Origin of the sequence: Pseudomonas iranensis (assembly GCF_014268585.2) — a bacterium.
GTDB classification, from domain to species: domain Bacteria; phylum Pseudomonadota; class Gammaproteobacteria; order Pseudomonadales; family Pseudomonadaceae; genus Aquipseudomonas; species Aquipseudomonas iranensis.
This window is the reverse complement of the sequence record NZ_CP077092.1, coordinates 1,306,267-1,320,707: the sequence shown is the minus strand read 5'-3', so window position 1 is coordinate 1,320,707 and position 14,441 is coordinate 1,306,267. Positions and strand designations below refer to the sequence as shown.

The 14,441-nt window shown below is 60.0% G+C and carries 15 protein-coding genes; 7 read left to right on the top strand and 8 right to left on the bottom strand.

Features of this window, described 5'->3' with window-relative positions:
* Nucleotides 1-13 precede the first annotated feature (13 nt).
* The 3 genes from HU724_RS05780 to HU724_RS05770 form a co-directional block, all read right to left on the bottom strand.
* Nucleotides 14-484, bottom strand: a complete 471-nt coding sequence (locus tag HU724_RS05780) for a nuclear transport factor 2 family protein (RefSeq protein WP_133334853.1) — start codon at nucleotides 482-484, stop codon at nucleotides 14-16.
* A gap of 189 nt (nucleotides 485-673) precedes the next feature.
* Nucleotides 674-1,978, bottom strand: a complete 1,305-nt coding sequence (locus tag HU724_RS05775) for a CynX/NimT family MFS transporter (protein ID WP_186569414.1) — start codon at nucleotides 1,976-1,978, stop codon at nucleotides 674-676.
* Entirely contained in the window at nucleotides 1,968-2,627 is a 660-nt protein-coding gene (locus HU724_RS05770) for a FadR/GntR family transcriptional regulator (protein WP_186569413.1), read from the bottom strand. Before HU724_RS05770 ends, HU724_RS05775 begins: the two co-directional genes overlap by 11 nt.
* 166 nt (nucleotides 2,628-2,793) lie before the next feature.
* Here HU724_RS05770 and HU724_RS05765 point away from each other — a divergent pair, with 166 nt between their 5' ends.
* Nucleotides 2,794-3,105, top strand: coding sequence for a type II toxin-antitoxin system MqsR family toxin (locus tag HU724_RS05765; RefSeq protein ID WP_071174464.1), 312 nt, complete (start codon nucleotides 2,794-2,796; stop codon nucleotides 3,103-3,105).
* Complete coding sequence (locus HU724_RS05760) at nucleotides 3,102-3,590, top strand: type II toxin-antitoxin system MqsA family antitoxin (RefSeq protein WP_186569412.1); 489 nt, start codon at nucleotides 3,102-3,104, stop codon at nucleotides 3,588-3,590. Before HU724_RS05765 ends, HU724_RS05760 begins: the two co-directional genes overlap by 4 nt.
* Nucleotides 3,591-3,647: 57 nt before the next feature.
* On the opposite strand, the gene HU724_RS05755 is transcribed toward HU724_RS05760, so the two are convergent.
* The 4 genes from HU724_RS05755 to HU724_RS05740 form a co-directional block, all read right to left on the bottom strand.
* Nucleotides 3,648-4,412 carry an amino acid ABC transporter ATP-binding protein gene (locus HU724_RS05755; protein ID WP_016771581.1) on the bottom strand — a complete coding sequence of 255 codons (765 nt, stop codon included), beginning with the start codon at nucleotides 4,410-4,412 and terminating at the stop codon, nucleotides 3,648-3,650.
* A gap of 13 nt (nucleotides 4,413-4,425) precedes the next feature.
* Nucleotides 4,426-5,520 carry an amino acid ABC transporter permease gene (locus HU724_RS05750; RefSeq protein ID WP_186569411.1) on the bottom strand — a complete coding sequence of 365 codons (1,095 nt, stop codon included), beginning with the start codon at nucleotides 5,518-5,520 and terminating at the stop codon, nucleotides 4,426-4,428.
* A 10-nt stretch (nucleotides 5,521-5,530) separates the two neighbouring features.
* Nucleotides 5,531-6,712 carry an amino acid ABC transporter permease gene (locus HU724_RS05745; RefSeq protein ID WP_186569410.1) on the bottom strand — a complete coding sequence of 394 codons (1,182 nt, stop codon included), beginning with the start codon at nucleotides 6,710-6,712 and terminating at the stop codon, nucleotides 5,531-5,533.
* A 66-nt stretch (nucleotides 6,713-6,778) separates the two neighbouring features.
* Entirely contained in the window at nucleotides 6,779-7,810 is a 1,032-nt protein-coding gene (locus HU724_RS05740; protein WP_186569409.1) for an amino acid ABC transporter substrate-binding protein, read from the bottom strand.
* Nucleotides 7,811-8,278: 468 nt separating this feature from the next.
* Here HU724_RS05740 and HU724_RS05735 point away from each other — a divergent pair, with 468 nt between their 5' ends.
* The 5 genes from HU724_RS05735 to HU724_RS05715 all read left to right on the top strand — a co-directional run bounded on the left by HU724_RS05735 (nucleotide 8,279) and on the right by HU724_RS05715 (nucleotide 13,560).
* The gene (locus tag HU724_RS05735; RefSeq protein WP_186569408.1) at nucleotides 8,279-8,935 is read left to right on the top strand and encodes an alpha/beta hydrolase; all 657 of its coding nucleotides are present in this window, start codon (nucleotides 8,279-8,281) and stop codon (nucleotides 8,933-8,935) included.
* 96 nt (nucleotides 8,936-9,031) lie between these two features.
* Nucleotides 9,032-10,510, top strand: coding sequence for an ATP-dependent RNA helicase RhlB (gene rhlB / locus HU724_RS05730; protein ID WP_186569407.1), 1,479 nt, complete (start codon nucleotides 9,032-9,034; stop codon nucleotides 10,508-10,510).
* Between the two features lie 117 nt (nucleotides 10,511-10,627).
* The gene (locus HU724_RS05725) at nucleotides 10,628-11,572 is read left to right on the top strand and encodes an ornithine cyclodeaminase family protein (protein ID WP_186569406.1); all 945 of its coding nucleotides are present in this window, start codon (nucleotides 10,628-10,630) and stop codon (nucleotides 11,570-11,572) included.
* 149 nt (nucleotides 11,573-11,721) lie between these two features.
* Nucleotides 11,722-12,849 (top strand): NAD(P)/FAD-dependent oxidoreductase, encoded by a 1,128-nt coding sequence (locus tag HU724_RS05720; protein ID WP_186569405.1) that lies wholly within the window; start codon nucleotides 11,722-11,724, stop codon nucleotides 12,847-12,849.
* A gap of 84 nt (nucleotides 12,850-12,933) precedes the next feature.
* Nucleotides 12,934-13,560, top strand: a complete 627-nt coding sequence (locus HU724_RS05715; RefSeq protein ID WP_186569404.1) for a helix-turn-helix transcriptional regulator — start codon at nucleotides 12,934-12,936, stop codon at nucleotides 13,558-13,560.
* Nucleotides 13,561-13,661: 101 nt separating this feature from the next.
* On the opposite strand, the gene HU724_RS05710 is transcribed toward HU724_RS05715, so the two are convergent.
* A complete protein-coding gene (locus HU724_RS05710; RefSeq protein ID WP_186569403.1) occupies nucleotides 13,662-14,438 on the bottom strand; it encodes an ABC transporter substrate-binding protein in 777 nt (258 codons plus the stop codon).
* Nucleotides 14,439-14,441 lie beyond the last annotated feature (3 nt).

The following is a 14,441-nucleotide window of genomic DNA, read 5'->3' as shown; positions in this document are numbered from 1 at the left end:
GGCTGCGATCTTATCAGCGCCCGGCCTGAAATGCCTTCAGTCCCTTGCGCGCCTGGGCACGTACGGCGTTGCGCACCAGCGGCGTCCAGCCCAGCAGCAGGCCTTTGAAACCGAGCGCCTGCCGCGACCAGCGCCACAGATCGAAGTGGTCGTGATGCTCGCAGATCTTGCCGTCACGGAAGACGAAGCGCGCCTGGATATCGTTGATGACGATGTTGCCGGTCTGGCTGAACAGGTAGGTCGCGACCCAGTGTGCGCCGCCGCTACGTTCGTCGGCGCGGACGTCGTCGAAGGTCAGGGAGAAATCCTTGGCGCGGGTAGTCAGCATGCGCCACATGTCGCCGGCATCGCGCCCGCGCAGTTCACCAAAGGCCGGATCGCTGAAGACCACGTCATCGGTGTAGCAGGCGGCCATGGCATCGGCGTCGAGGCGCTGAAAAGCTTGGTAGAAGCGGGTGATCAGGGCGCTATGGGCTTCGCTCAAGGCAGTCTCCAAAGAAATAGGTACAGATTGCCAGCACCATAATCTGCCGCGCGCGGAAACACTATCGGCAATACGCAAAACCCTTGTGGGAGCGAGCCTGCTCGCGAAGGCAATTCAACATTCAACATCTTTGTTGACCGAACACCGCTTTCGCGAGCAGGCTCGCTCCCACATTTGCAGCCAGTGCATTCAGATCTTTTCGCTTTGCACCTGCACATAGAGCGCACGCCCGGCACCCAGCCCGGCGAGGATTGCACCGGCGCCGATAATGCCGAAAATCCAGCCCAGAGCATTCCAGCCGCCGGTCCAGTCATGCACCACGCCCACGGCAAACGGCCCCATGGACGCCAGGGTGTAGCCAAAACCCTGGGACATGCTCGACAGATTCGCCGCGACATGGGAATCACGCGAGCGCAGGACGATCAGGGTCAGGGCCAGACTGAACGTACCGCCCTGCCCCAGCCCGAGCAGAATCGCCCAGCCCCATAGACCTTCGATCGGTGCGTACAGGCAGCCAAACAGGCCGGCCAGGGTCAGCGCCATCACCACGACGATCGCCAGACGCTGATCCTTGCCACGGGTCGCCAGCCACGGCGCGGCCAGCGAACTGGCCAGTTGAATGATCACCGAACCGGACAGCACCAATCCGGCCTGAGTCGGTGTCAGCCCGCGACCGATGAGGATTGACGGCAACCAGCCAAACACAATGTAGGCCAGCGACGATTGCAGGCCCATGTACAAGGTCACCTGCCAGGCCAGCGGATCACGCAGCAACCCGCGCACGCGATAGGCGACGTTGTGTGCGCCATGTTTGGAGCCGACTTGTGGCAGCCAGAAAACCGCCGCCACCAATGCCGGAATCACCCAGAAGCCCAGGCCCATCGCCCAGCTGTTGCCGAAGTGTTCACTCAGCGGCACGGTCGAACCCGCCGCCATCGCTGCGCCCAGGCACAGCGCCATGGTGTATACGCCGGTCATCGTCCCGGCGTGTTTGGCGAAGTCGCGCTTGACGATGCCCGGCAACAGCACGCCGACGATGCCGATGCTGGCGCCGCCAAGGACGCTGCCGGCGAACAGGCCGATCTCGCCGAAATTGCTGCGCAGGATGATGCCGCCGGCCAGTGTCAGCAGAATCCCCAGCACCACGCGCTCAGCACCGAAACGCCGCGCCAGAATCGGCGCCAGCGGTGCGAACAAGCCCAGGCACAGCACCGGCAACGTGGTCAGCAATCCCGCCTGCGCCGCAGACAGCCCGAGGCTTCTGGAGACCTCGCTGAGCAATGGCGCCATGCTCGACAACGCCGGGCGCAGGTTGAGCGCTACCAGAATCAGCCCGAGCAGCAGCAACCAGGGACGTTTCACCAACGGATGGCTTTGCTGCACCTGCTCGTCATCAGCCTCGGCATCGATCAGCAGCTCTTCAAGTTCGGGGGTGCGTTTCGACGCTGTGGATAACTCACTGCGGGACATGGCTTTCTCGGTTTCAAGGTTCATTGATCAACTGCCTCGACAAGGCTTTGGCCCGTTCCGGGTCGCGTTGCTCGACCGCATCGAGCAAGTCGATGTGCAGATCGAACACTTCCTGACGGCGCGGGGAGATATTCAGGGTCTGGCGCAATTGCGCGCCGACGATGCTGGAGAAGTAGCGATACAACTCGCTGAGGGTCGGGTTGTGCGCGGCGTCGACCAGTCGGCGATGGAACACCAGATCGCAGGCGATGTAGGTGTCGAGATCGCCGTGGTAGTGGCTGCCGCTGGTGCCGAGCGCTTCACGCAGCGCCGCCAGATCCTCATCGGTACGGCGCAACGCCGCCAGGCCGATGGCCTCGACTTCAAGGATGTGTCGGGTCTCCCGGGCCTGCTCCAACGAACAACGCGATAGCGCTTTAAGTGTGTCGAGCGGGTCGACCACCGCACGAAGATAACTGCCGTCGCCTTGGCGAATTTCGATCAACCCCGAGAACGCCAGAACACGCATCGCCTCACGCACCGTGTTGCGGCTGATGCCCAGCTCGGCGCACAGCTCAGGCTCGGTCGGCAGACGCTCGCCGACCTGCCACGCACCGCTGTTGATGCGCTGACGCAGTAGATCCAAAGCCTGATCGACCAGGGATCGCTTGATCAAAGGGGAAATTTCGGACATGAGCCTCGCCTTTTCATCCAATCATAGGATGAATTTTCCGACATGTTAGTCAGACCCATGTAGGACGGCAACCACCTAGGGTCAATCGGAGACACATGGAGCGGCATTTTCGATTGGTCAAAATTACCCTTTAAGGGTAGTTTCAGGGACAGGGTTTTGGCTTCTTATGGAAAAGAACACACCCCATTACGACTTGGCAGTCGTGAAGGCCGAAGTAATTAGACGAGGCAAAGAAGCCTTTACACGTTATGCACTTGAGACAGGTCGGGACATGGGCATGTCCTGGAAAGTGATGATGCAGGTTGTGGCAACGCTTGAGCGGCGGATGCTCTACAAATCCATGACCTCTTATTCCAACCATCGGAACTGGCACGACGTCTATCACGTATCGTTTCGAAATCGGGAGATCTACATCAAAGTGACCTACTGCACCAGCGGTGGTTCTCCGGTGATCTCCTTCAAGGAGAAAAACACATGAGCAAGAGGCAATGCCTGAGTTGCGGCACCGAACACGCAATGCACCACTTTCAAGATCGCAGTCTCGACGTCAATTACAAACAGTTTTCGCGGCCCGTACACCTTCTCGCCGGCTGGGAGTGCAGGGTCTGTGGCGAAATCATTTTTGACAGTGGTACCGACAGTGCCGAGCGCTACGTAGATGCCGGCGATCAATTACTCGAAGACGTACTTGGGCTGATCGGTACCGAAATGAAGCGTATACGCCGAAAGCTCCATCTCACTCAAAGAAGTGCGGTGAAGTGGCTGTCAGGAGGTGGGCATAATGCGTTTTCACGATATGAACGCGGCGAACTGGCTCCGCCGCAGCCGTTGTTCACACTGATGCGGCTTCTGGATCGTCATCCCGATCTGCTAGAGGAAATTCAGGCACTTCACACAGACGACGGTCTCAAACAGCTTCTGGAAACTCGTTACCCGGAGCCGGAACCTGTTCTGGCCAGATGAGCCCAGATAAAACAAACCCGGAACTGAGTCCGGGTTTTTTTCAGTGCCTGACTGGCATCAATGCAAAATCTGACTCAAGAACAACTTGGTCCGATCATTCTGCGGATTATCAAAGAAGTCGTTCGGCGCCGCCTGTTCAACGATTTCGCCCTTGTCCATGAAGATCACGCGGTTGGCCACGGTGCGGGCGAAGCCCATTTCGTGGGTCACGCAGAGCATGGTCATGCCGTCTTCGGCCAGACCGATCATGGTGTCGAGAACCTCTTTCACCATTTCCGGATCGAGCGCTGAAGTCGGCTCGTCGAACAGCATGATTTTCGGCTTCATGCACAGGGCGCGGGCGATCGCCACACGCTGTTGCTGGCCGCCGGACAGTTGCCCCGGATACTTGTGCGCCTGCTCCGGAATGCGTACGCGTTCCAGGTAATGCATGGCGATTTCTTCGGCCTTGCGCTTGGGCATCTTGCGCACCCACATCGGCGCCAGGGTGCAGTTCTGCAGGATGGTCAGGTGCGGGAACAGGTTGAAGTGCTGGAACACCATGCCGACTTCGCGGCGGATCGCTTCGATTTGCTTGAGGTCGTTGGTCAGTTCCACGCCATCGACGACGATGCGCCCCTGCTGGTGTTCTTCCAGACGATTCAGGCAACGGATCGTGGTCGATTTACCGGAACCCGACGGGCCGCACAGGACGATGCGCTCGCCCTGCTTGACGTTGAGGTTGATGTCCTTGAGTACGTGGAACTGGCCGTACCACTTGTTCACGCCCTGCATCTGGATGATGCCTTCCGGACCCACAGGCTTTTTGATTGCTTCGCTCATTTACAGAGAACTCCTAACGCTTGTGGCCAGTGTCGAGCTTGCGTTCCAGATGCATGGAATAGCGCGACATACCAAAACAGAAAATCCAGAACACCAGGGCGGCGAACACGTAGCCTTCGGTGGCCATGCCCAGCCATTTCGGGTCGGCGGCGGCTTGCTTGACACTGTTGAGCAGGTCAAAGAGGCCGATGATGATCACCAGGCTGGTGTCCTTGAACAGCGCAATGAACGTGTTGACGATGCCGGGAATCACCAGCTTCAGAGCTTGCGGCAGAATCACCAGGCCCATCGAACGCCAGTAACCGAGGCCCATCGCCGCAGCCGCTTCGTACTGCCCTTTGGGAATCGCTTGCAGACCACCGCGCACCACTTCGGCGACGTAGGCCGACTGGAACAGGATCACGCCGATCAGCGCCCGCAGCAGCTTGTCGAAGTTCATGCCTTCGGGCAGGAACAGCGGCAGCATCACCGAGGACATGAACAACACTGTAATCAACGGCACGCCGCGCCAGAACTCGATGAAGGTCACGCAGACCACACGAATCGCCGGCATATTGGAGCGCCGTCCCAGCGCCAGCACGATGCCCAGCGGCAATGCTCCGGCGATGCCGACGGTGGCGATCACCAGGGTCAGCATCAGGCCGCCCCACTGGCTGGTCGGCACGGTGGTCAGACCGAAACCGCCGTGCAATAAGATGAAGGCGATGATCGGGTACAGCACCAGGAAGCTCAGGCCGTACACCGCTTTACGCGGCATGCGCGAGATGAACAGCGGTGCTGCGCCAATGACCGCCAGCCACACGGTCAGGTCGACGCGCCAGCGCAGTTCGGTCGGGTAGTAGCCGTACATGAACTGGCCGAAACGCTGCTGAATGAACACCCAGCAGGCGCCTTCCTTGGTGCAGTCGGCGCGGGTGGTGCCGACCCAGTTGGCATCGACGATCGCCCAACTGAGGATCGGTGGCACGACCAGGTAGATCAGGTAGAACGCAAACAGCGTCAGCAGGGTGTTGAGCCAGCTGGAGAACATGTTCGCGCGCATCCACGCCACCACGCCGATGCTGCTGTTGGGTGGGGGCATGTCGGGTTTGAAAGTATGAGTACTCATGCGCTTTTCCTTACCGCTCGATCAGCGCAATGCGCTTGTTGTACCAGTTCATCAGCAGGGAAATGCTGATACTGATCGCCAGGTACACGCTCATGGTGATGGCAATCACTTCGATAGCCTGCCCGGTCTGGTTGAGCACGGTGCCGGCGAACAGCGAAACCATTTCCGGGTAACCGATACCGGCGGCCAGCGAGGAGTTCTTCGCAAGGTTCAGGTATTGGCTGGTCAGCGGCGGAATGATCACGCGCAGGGCTTGCGGAATGATCACCTTGCGCAGGGTCGGGCCGTTGCGCAGGCCAAGCGAACGCGCTGCTTCGGTCTGGCCGTGGCTGACCGACTTGATCCCGGAACGTACGATCTCGGCGATGAACGCTGCGGTGTACACGGTGAGCGCCAGGGTCAATGCCAGCAGTTCCGGGATCAGCACCCAGCCACCGACAAAGTTGAAGCCCTTGAGCTCGGGCATTTCCCAGTGCAGCGGAGCGCCGAAGATCAGCGCGCACAGGGTCGGGATCACCAGCGCAATTGCCAGGCCGGTCCAGAACTTGTGGAACGGTACGCCGGTTTCTTCGAAGCGCTTGTTGGCCCAGCGGCACATCAGCACGATGCCGACAAAGGCCAGGACGATGCTGATCACGAACGCCCAGAAGCCGTCGGCAGCGAGTGCGGCCGGCATGTTCAGGCCACGGCTGCTGACGAAGAAGGTGTCACCGAAGTTGTGGCTGTTACGCGGCCCCGGCATGGTCAGGAACACCGCGAAGTACCAGAACAGGATCTGCAGCAGCGGCGGAATGTTGCGGAATACTTCCACATACACCGTCGCCAGTTTGGCGATGATCCAGTTCTGCGACAGCCGCGCCACGCCGACGATGAAACCGAGAATCGTCGCCAGGATCACGCCGATAAAGGTCACCAACAGGGTGTTGAGCAGGCCGATGACAAACACCCGCGCGTAACTGTCCGCTTCGGTGTAGTCGATCAGGGTTTGAGCGATGCCGAATCCGGCACTGCGCTCCAGAAAGCTGAAACCGGAGGTGATGCCCCGGTGCTGAAGGTTGGTTTGCGTATTGTCGAACAGGTACCAGCCAAGCGAGACCACCGCCACAACCGTGATGATCTGGAATAGCCACGCACGCACTCGTGGATCGCTGAGGCTGAGCCTCTGCTTTGGTGCGCCGATTGAATTTTGCATGAAGTGCCCCGGAAGAAATGGAACAAGAACATCACCCGGCGGTTGGCCCGCCGGGCGACAGAACCATTAGCGCACTGGTGGTGCGTACTGAATGCCGCCGTTGTTCCACAGGGCGTTCAGGCCACGGTCGATTTCCAGCGGAGTGCTCTTGCCGAGGTTTTTCTCGAAGATTTCGCCGTAGTTGCCGACCTGCTTGACGATCTGCACAACCCAGTCTTTCGGCAGCTTCAGGTCTTTGCCGTACTCGCCGTCAGCGCCGAGCATACGGGCCACGTCCGGGTTCTTGGTGGACTTGGCTTCAGCTTCGACGTTCTTCGAAGTGATGCCGGCTTCTTCGGCATTGAGCAGCGCGTAGCCGACCCAACGCACGATCGCCAGCCACTCGTCGTCGCCGTTACGTACGACCGGGCCCAGTGGTTCTTTGGAAATAGTTTCCGGCAACACCACGTAGTCCTTCGGCGAAGCCAGCTTGCTGCGCTGGGCGAACAGCTGGGACTTGTCGGAGGTCAGCACGTCGCAACGACCGGATTCCAGCGACTTGGCGCTTTCATCGGAGGTGTCGAAGGTGATCGGGGTGTATTTCAGACCGTTGCCACGGAAGTAGTCGGAAACGTTCAGTTCGGTGGTGGTACCGGCCTGGATGCAGATGGTCGCGCCGTCGAGCTCTTTGGCACTTTTCACGCCCAGCTTGTTGTTCACCAAAAAGCCGATGCCGTCGTAGTAGGTAATGAAGCCCGGGAATTTCAGGCCCATGCCCGCGTCACGGGAACTGGTCATGGTGGTGTTGCGCGACAGGATGTCGATCTCGCCGGATTGCAGCGCGGTGAAGCGCTCCTTGGCGTTCAACTGGCTGAACTTGACCTTGTTGGCGTCGCCGAAAACGGCTGCGGCCACAGCGCGGCAGACGTCGGCGTCGATGCCGAGGATCTTGCCGGTCGCATCCGGTACCGAGAAGCCCGGCAGACCGTCGCTCACGCCACACTGCACGAAACCTTTTTTCTGTACCGCATCCAGGGTTGCACCCGCCTGAGCGAACCCGCTGACGCCGAGTACTGCTGCAGCACTCACGACCGCCAGAGTGGATTTCAACATCTTCATTCAAACCTCCAGTTTTGCTCTTGTTGTGTCGGAGCTTGAGTCCTGTCGCACCCTTTTGAGGCGTTGTTGACCCGTGTTGGCTTTTTTTGGGGTCAACCGACGTAGGACCTTCGCTATGAGTCTAGTAGGAGAAAATCCACATCATGGATCACTCACTTCTCACCAATCGGCCGAACGGGCTGTAGCCCTTTCACGTTCGCTAAGCCCGTTGCGGCCATTGGCGAACATCCATCACCGGATTCGTTGCTGTCCCATCGCGCGACGTAGACTGATAGTGTTACCGCCACGCGTAGGACGCTTCGTACGGAAACCTCCATAGCAAACGCCGTACCACACCGCTTGCCGAAGTGATTGCGCGACACGTCAATAGCTAAACTTGTAACCTTGCGACATCTTGTTAACGGATCAACCGGGCGCGCACTTCAATCACGCACTCAATGAGAGCGCCCGCACATTTTTGGAGCAGACATGACCGAGCCCTTGATTCTTCAGCCTGTTAAGCCCGCGGATGCCTGCGTGATCTGGCTGCACGGCCTCGGCGCCGACCGTTACGACTTCCTGCCGGTGGCCGAGGCGTTGCAGGAAAGTCTGTTGAGCACACGCTTTGTGCTGCCGCAGGCACCGACCCGTCCAGTGACGATAAATGGCGGATATGCCATGCCCAGCTGGTACGACATCAAGGCCATGAGTCCAGCGCGGGCGATCGACCGTGACCAGCTGCAAGCGTCGGCAGAGCGCATCATCGAACTGATCGAAAACGAGCGCGCCAGCGGAATAGACGCCTCGCGGATTTTTCTTGCCGGGTTCTCCCAAGGCGGCGCAGTGGTGCTGCACACCGCTTTTCTGAAATGGCAGGGACCGTTGGGCGGGGTGCTGGCGTTGTCGACGTACGCACCGACATTCAGCGACGAACTGGAGTTATCCGCCAGTCAGCAGCGTATTCCGGTGCTGTGTCTGCACGGGCAGTTCGATGGTGTGGTGCAGAACTCGATGGGTCGCAGCGCTTACGAGCATCTGAAGAAGCATGGTGTCACCGTGACATGGCAGGAATACCCAATGGAGCACGAAGTGTTACCTGAAGAGATTCGCGACGTCGGCGTCTGGCTGAGCGAACGCCTGCGCTGATTCGCGAGCAATGTCCGCCCATTGATCCCTCCTACTACGCCGCGCCCGATTCTTGCATTACACTGGCCGGCGTACATTCCTTAACCAACTGATGAGATGACCGTGCTCAAAGCACTCAAGAAGATGTTCGGTAAAAGCGAGGCTGAGCAGCTCGCGCCAGTTCCCAGTGCGCCGTCGCACGCCCCCGGTCATCACACCGATGCCCCGCAGGCCGACCGCCCCGCTCCCGCAGCCGCACCGAAGCCAGAAGAAATACCCGCTGCGCCAGCGCCAATTGCCGTAGAGCCTGCACCCAGCGAAGCGCCGAAACCGGCCAGGCCACGTCGCGAACCGAAGCCCAAGGCACCGGTCATTCCATGGAAACTCGAAGACTTCGTCGTCGAGCCGCAGGAAGGCAAAACCCGCTTTCACGATTTCAACCTTGCCCCGGAACTGATGCACGCCATCCAGGACCTGGGCTTTCCGTACTGCACGCCGATCCAGGCGCAGGTGCTGGGTTTCACCCTCGCCGGCAAAGACGCCATTGGCCGCGCGCAGACCGGCACCGGCAAGACCGCCGCGTTCCTGATCTCGATCATCACCCAGTTGCTGCAGACGCCGCCGCCGAAAGAGCGCTACATGGGCGAACCGCGCGCACTGATCATCGCGCCGACCCGCGAGCTGGTGGTGCAGATCGCCAAGGACGCCGCTGACCTGACCAAGTACACCGGCCTCAACGTAATGACCTTCGTCGGTGGCATGGACTTCGACAAACAGCTCAAACACCTCGAAGCGCGCCACTGCGACATTCTCGTTGCAACACCGGGGCGCCTGCTCGACTTCAACCAGCGCGGCGACGTGCATTTGGACATGGTCGAAGTGATGGTGCTGGACGAAGCCGACCGCATGCTCGACATGGGTTTCATCCCGCAAGTGCGGCAGATCATTCGCCAGACCCCGCCGAAGTCCGAACGCCAGACTTTGCTGTTCTCCGCGACCTTCACCGAAGACGTGATGAATCTGGCCAAGCAATGGACCACCGACCCGTCCATTGTCGAGATCGAATCACTCAACGTCGCCAGCGACAACGTCGAGCAACACATCTACGCCGTGGCCGGTGCCGACAAGTACAAGCTGCTCTTCAACCTGATCAACGACAACGGTTGGGAGCGCGTGATGGTGTTCGCCAACCGCAAGGACGAAGTGCGCCGCATCGAAGAACGTCTGGTGCGCGACGGTGTGAACGCTGCGCAACTGTCCGGTGACGTACCGCAGCACAAGCGCATCAAGACTCTGGAAGGCTTCCGCGAAGGCAAGATTCGCGTGCTGGTGGCCACCGATGTCGCCGGTCGCGGCATCCACATCGACGGCATCAGCCACGTGATCAACTTCACCCTGCCGGAAGTGCCGGACGACTACGTGCACCGCATTGGCCGTACCGGTCGTGCCGGCGCTGACGGTGTGTCGATCAGCTTTGCCGGCGAGGACGACTCCTACCAGTTGCCGTCCATCGAAGAAAAACTTGGTCGCAAGATCAGCTGCGAAACCCCGCCGACGCATCTGCTGCGTGCGGTTGAGCGAAAGCGTCCGCAGTAAGCTCCGCTATATGAGAAAGCGCAGCCGGAAACGGACTGCGCTTTTTTTATGCTCGATGGTTGCTAGCCAGAACTAAAAGTCCATAATGGAAAAATAAGTTTAGTTTCGGAGCGCGAAATGTCCAGTACGCCTTATGTGATCGATCAAGCCCAGGCCCATGAGCTATTGGCGCGTATCGATGTTCCGCAAATCCTGCGCAAGCTGTTCCGCGATCTGGCGGCCGGTAACGCCGTACAGCCGGCGCAGCAATTGGTCGAATTCCCCAAAAGCGCCGGCGACTTCATCAATTATCTGGGCGTGCTGGCCGAGGATGGCGTGTACGGAGTGAAGACTTCACCGTACATCGTCCGTGAGCAGGGTGCGCTGGTGACGGCATGGACATTGTTGATGTCGATGAAAACCGGCCAGCCGCTGCTGCTCTGTGATGCCGGCGAACTGACCATCGCGCGCACCGCCGCGACCACGGCAGTGGCGGTCGACGCCCTCGCGCCGTTGGACGCCCAGCGACTGGCAATCATAGGCAGTGGCAAGGTCGCTCAGGCGCATCTGCATTACGCCAAGGCGCTGCGCGACTGGCAGAGCATCAGCCTGTATTCGCCATCGCTGCTGGAAGATGTGGAAACACAGACTGTGTTGAAGTCCATCGCGCCGTCACTGAAGATTGCCGACAGCCGCGAGACCGCCATCTCCGATGCTGACGTGATCATGCTCTGCACCTCGTCGGCCGGGCCGGTGATTGATCCGGCGCAACTGCACAAACCGGCGCTGATCACCTCGATCAGCACCAACGCCCCGCGCGCTCATGAAGTACCGCCGCAAAGCCTCAACGACATGCAGGTGTTCTGCGACTATCGTCTGACCACGCCCGGTTCGGCAGGTGAGATGCTGATTGCCGCCGAACAGCATGGCTGGGACAAGGATTCGATTGTCGGCGACCTCGCCGACTTGCTCAGCGAAAAAGTGCAGCGCCCGGGTTACGACCGTCACGTGTTCTTCCGTTCAATCGGCTTGGGCCTGGAAGACATTGCCCTCGCCAATGCGGTTTATCACTTAACCCATTAACGCCAAAAATCCCTGTGGGAGCGAGCCTGCTCGCGAATGCGGTCTGACATTCACCGAAGATGTCGATTGATACACCGCTTTCGCGAGCAGGCTCGCTCCCACAAGGGACTAGCGAACGCCTTGATATTGCGTACCCACTGGAGACCTACATGAGCCACGCAGATTTCATCATCATCGGCGGCGGGATTGCCGGCGCTTCTACCGGGTTCTGGCTGGCGCCGCACGGCAAAGTGATCGTGCTCGAGCGTGAAACCCATCCGGGCTATCACTCCACCGGTCGCTCCGCCGCGCTGTACACCGCCGCCTACGGCACCGCACAGGTCCGCGCACTGACTCAGGCCAGCCGCGCGTTTTTCGACAGCCCTCCAAGCGGCTTCTGCGAGCACCCGCTGCTGACCCCACGCGGCGAAATGACCGTCGACTTCATCGGTGATCCCGCCGAACTGAACAACCAATACCTCAGCGCCAAAGCCACCGTGCCGCAGATGCAACTGCTCAGCGCCGACGAAGCCTGCGCGCGCCTGCCGATCCTGCGCCGGGAAAAAGTCCACGGTGCGATCTACGATCCATCGGCCTGCGACATCGACACCGACGCGCTGCATCAAGGCTACCTGCGCGGCATTCGGCGCAATCACGGCGAAGTCCGCACCGATTGCGAGGTGCTCGGCTTGAGCCGCGATGCCGATGGCCTGTGGATCGTGCAGACCAACGGCGAGACATTCAGCGCACCGGTGCTCATCAACGCTGCCGGTGCCTGGGCCGAGAAGATCGCTGCCCTGGCCGGAGCGCAGCCGCTGGGGCTGCAACCGAAGCGCCGCGCCGCATTTATCTTTGCCGGCCCGGAAGGCGTGGACACTCATCACTGGCCAATGCTGGTCAGCCTCGACGAATCCTTCTACATGAAGCCCGACGCCGGCATGTTTCTCGGCTCGCCGGCCAACGCCGATCCGGTCGAACCACACGACGTGCAGCCGGAAGAACTCGACATTGCAATGGGCATCTATCAGATCGAAGAGGCCACCACGCTGACCATCCGCCGCCCGACCCGCACGTGGGCAGGCCTGCGCAGTTTCGTTGCCGACGGTGATCTGCTCAGCGGCTTCGATCCGCAAGTTCCGGGGCTGTTCTGGGTCGCCGCGCAGGGCGGTTACGGCATCCAGACGTCGCCAGCGATGGGCCAGGCCAGCGCGGCGCTGGTCCGCGGCGAGCCGTTTCCCGAGCACCTGCATCAATTCGGTCTGGACAGCGCCATGCTCTCCCCGGCCCGACTGGCTTGATCGCATCGACTCGTCGAAAAGATTGCGGCACACTCGCAGCGCCCCGGCACAAGGGGCGCTGACGCTGCCTGGAGCTCCACTGTCATGACTGCCCCCGAATTCGATCCGGCGCTGGATAACTTCCGCGCCATCGCCGACGCCATCGCCACGCTGTTCTTTCCCCACGCCGAGGTGGTGCTGCACGACCTGCGCACGCAGAAGGTCGACTACATCGCCAATAACTTGTCCAAGCGCGAAATCGGCGACGACTCGTCGCTGGAAGACATGCTCAGCGAGGATGTCAGCGACAGGAACATCGGCCCGTACGAAAAGCTCAACTGGGACGGTCAGAAAATTCGCAGCCTGAGCACTGTGCTGCGCGACAGCGAAAGTCGTCCGCTGGCGGTGCTGTGCATCAATCTGAATATCTCGCTGTTCGAGAACGCCAAGGCGGCGCTGGATCTGTTCCTGTCACCGAGCAAACTGATTCCGCAGCCGGACTCGCTGTTCCGTGATGACTGGCAGGAGCGCATCAACACCTTCCTCCACGCCTGGTTGCGCGAGCGGCAGTTGAGCCTGAATCTGCTGACCCGTGACCACAAACGCGAGCTGGTGCTGGCGCTGCACGCCGAGGGCGCGTTCAAGGGCAAGAGCGCTTCGAACTACGTGGCCAATGTGCTGAGCATGGGACGGGCGACGGTGTACAAGCATTTGAAGGAACTGAAGGGCTGAAGATTTGCATCGCTAGCGCTGGCCTCTTCGCGAGCAGGCTCGCTCCCACATTTGGAATGCGTTACCCCTGTGGGAGCGAGCCTGCTCGCGAAAGCGCTTGATCAATCGCCGTAGATATCAGCTTTGAAATACTTCTCGGAAATCTTCTGGTACTCGCCATTCGCGCGAATCCCGTCGATGGCGCGGTTCAACTGGCTGACCAGTTCACCGTTGCCCTTGCGCACGGCAATCCCCGCGCCCTCGCCGACGTACTTCGGATCCTTCAGCTCCGGCCCGACAAACGCATAACCTTTGCCACGCGGCATCGACAGGAAGTCATTGAGCGGAATGGTGTCGGCAAAAATCGCATCAAGGCGCCCCGCCGCCAGGTCCATGTAGATTTCTTCGTTGTTGCTGTAGCGCTTGACGTTGATGCCCTTGGGTTCGAACACCTCGGTGGCGTAACGATCAGTGGTGGTCGCGCGCTGCACGCCGACGTTCTTGCCTTTGAGGCTGGCGTACTGATCATCCACCGTAGCGCCTTCCTTCATCACCAGACGCGAAGAAGTGAAGTAATACTTGTGGCTGAAATCCACCGACTTCTTGCGATCTTCGTTGATGGTCATCGACGACAGCGCCATGTCGATCTTCTTCACTTTCAGCGAAGGAATCAGCCCGTCGAACTCACCTTCAACCCACACGCACTTGACCTTCATCTGCGCACACAGGGCATTGCCGATGTCGTAGTCGAAACCGACGATTTCACCTTTGTCGGTTTTCGAAGCGAACGGTGGGTAAGCCGCTTCGATGCCGATGCGCAAGGTCGTCTCGGCGGCAAAGGTGCTGGCACAGGCCAGCAGGCTGAAGGCAAGGCCGGTGATGAGGGGGAGTTTCTTCATGTT

Coding starts and splice junctions, on each gene's coding strand:
- HU724_RS05775 (WP_186569414.1), bottom strand. CDS start 1,978: ATGAACCTTGAAACCGAGAAAGCCATGTCCCGCAGTGAGTTATCCACA.
- HU724_RS05770 (WP_186569413.1), bottom strand. CDS start 2,627: ATGTCCGAAATTTCCCCTTTGATCAAGCGATCCCTGGTCGATCAGGCT.
- HU724_RS05765 (WP_071174464.1), top strand. CDS start 2,794: ATGGAAAAGAACACACCCCATTACGACTTGGCAGTCGTGAAGGCCGAA.
- HU724_RS05760 (WP_186569412.1), top strand. CDS start 3,102: ATGAGCAAGAGGCAATGCCTGAGTTGCGGCACCGAACACGCAATGCAC.
- HU724_RS05755 (WP_016771581.1), bottom strand. CDS start 4,412: ATGAGCGAAGCAATCAAAAAGCCTGTGGGTCCGGAAGGCATCATCCAG.
- HU724_RS05750 (WP_186569411.1), bottom strand. CDS start 5,520: ATGAGTACTCATACTTTCAAACCCGACATGCCCCCACCCAACAGCAGC.
- HU724_RS05745 (WP_186569410.1), bottom strand. CDS start 6,712: ATGCAAAATTCAATCGGCGCACCAAAGCAGAGGCTCAGCCTCAGCGAT.
- HU724_RS05740 (WP_186569409.1), bottom strand. CDS start 7,810: ATGAAGATGTTGAAATCCACTCTGGCGGTCGTGAGTGCTGCAGCAGTA.
- HU724_RS05735 (WP_186569408.1), top strand. CDS start 8,279: ATGACCGAGCCCTTGATTCTTCAGCCTGTTAAGCCCGCGGATGCCTGC.
- rhlB (WP_186569407.1), top strand. CDS start 9,032: ATGACCGTGCTCAAAGCACTCAAGAAGATGTTCGGTAAAAGCGAGGCT.
- HU724_RS05725 (WP_186569406.1), top strand. CDS start 10,628: ATGTCCAGTACGCCTTATGTGATCGATCAAGCCCAGGCCCATGAGCTA.
- HU724_RS05720 (WP_186569405.1), top strand. CDS start 11,722: ATGAGCCACGCAGATTTCATCATCATCGGCGGCGGGATTGCCGGCGCT.
- HU724_RS05715 (WP_186569404.1), top strand. CDS start 12,934: ATGACTGCCCCCGAATTCGATCCGGCGCTGGATAACTTCCGCGCCATC.
- HU724_RS05710 (WP_186569403.1), bottom strand. CDS start 14,438: ATGAAGAAACTCCCCCTCATCACCGGCCTTGCCTTCAGCCTGCTGGCC.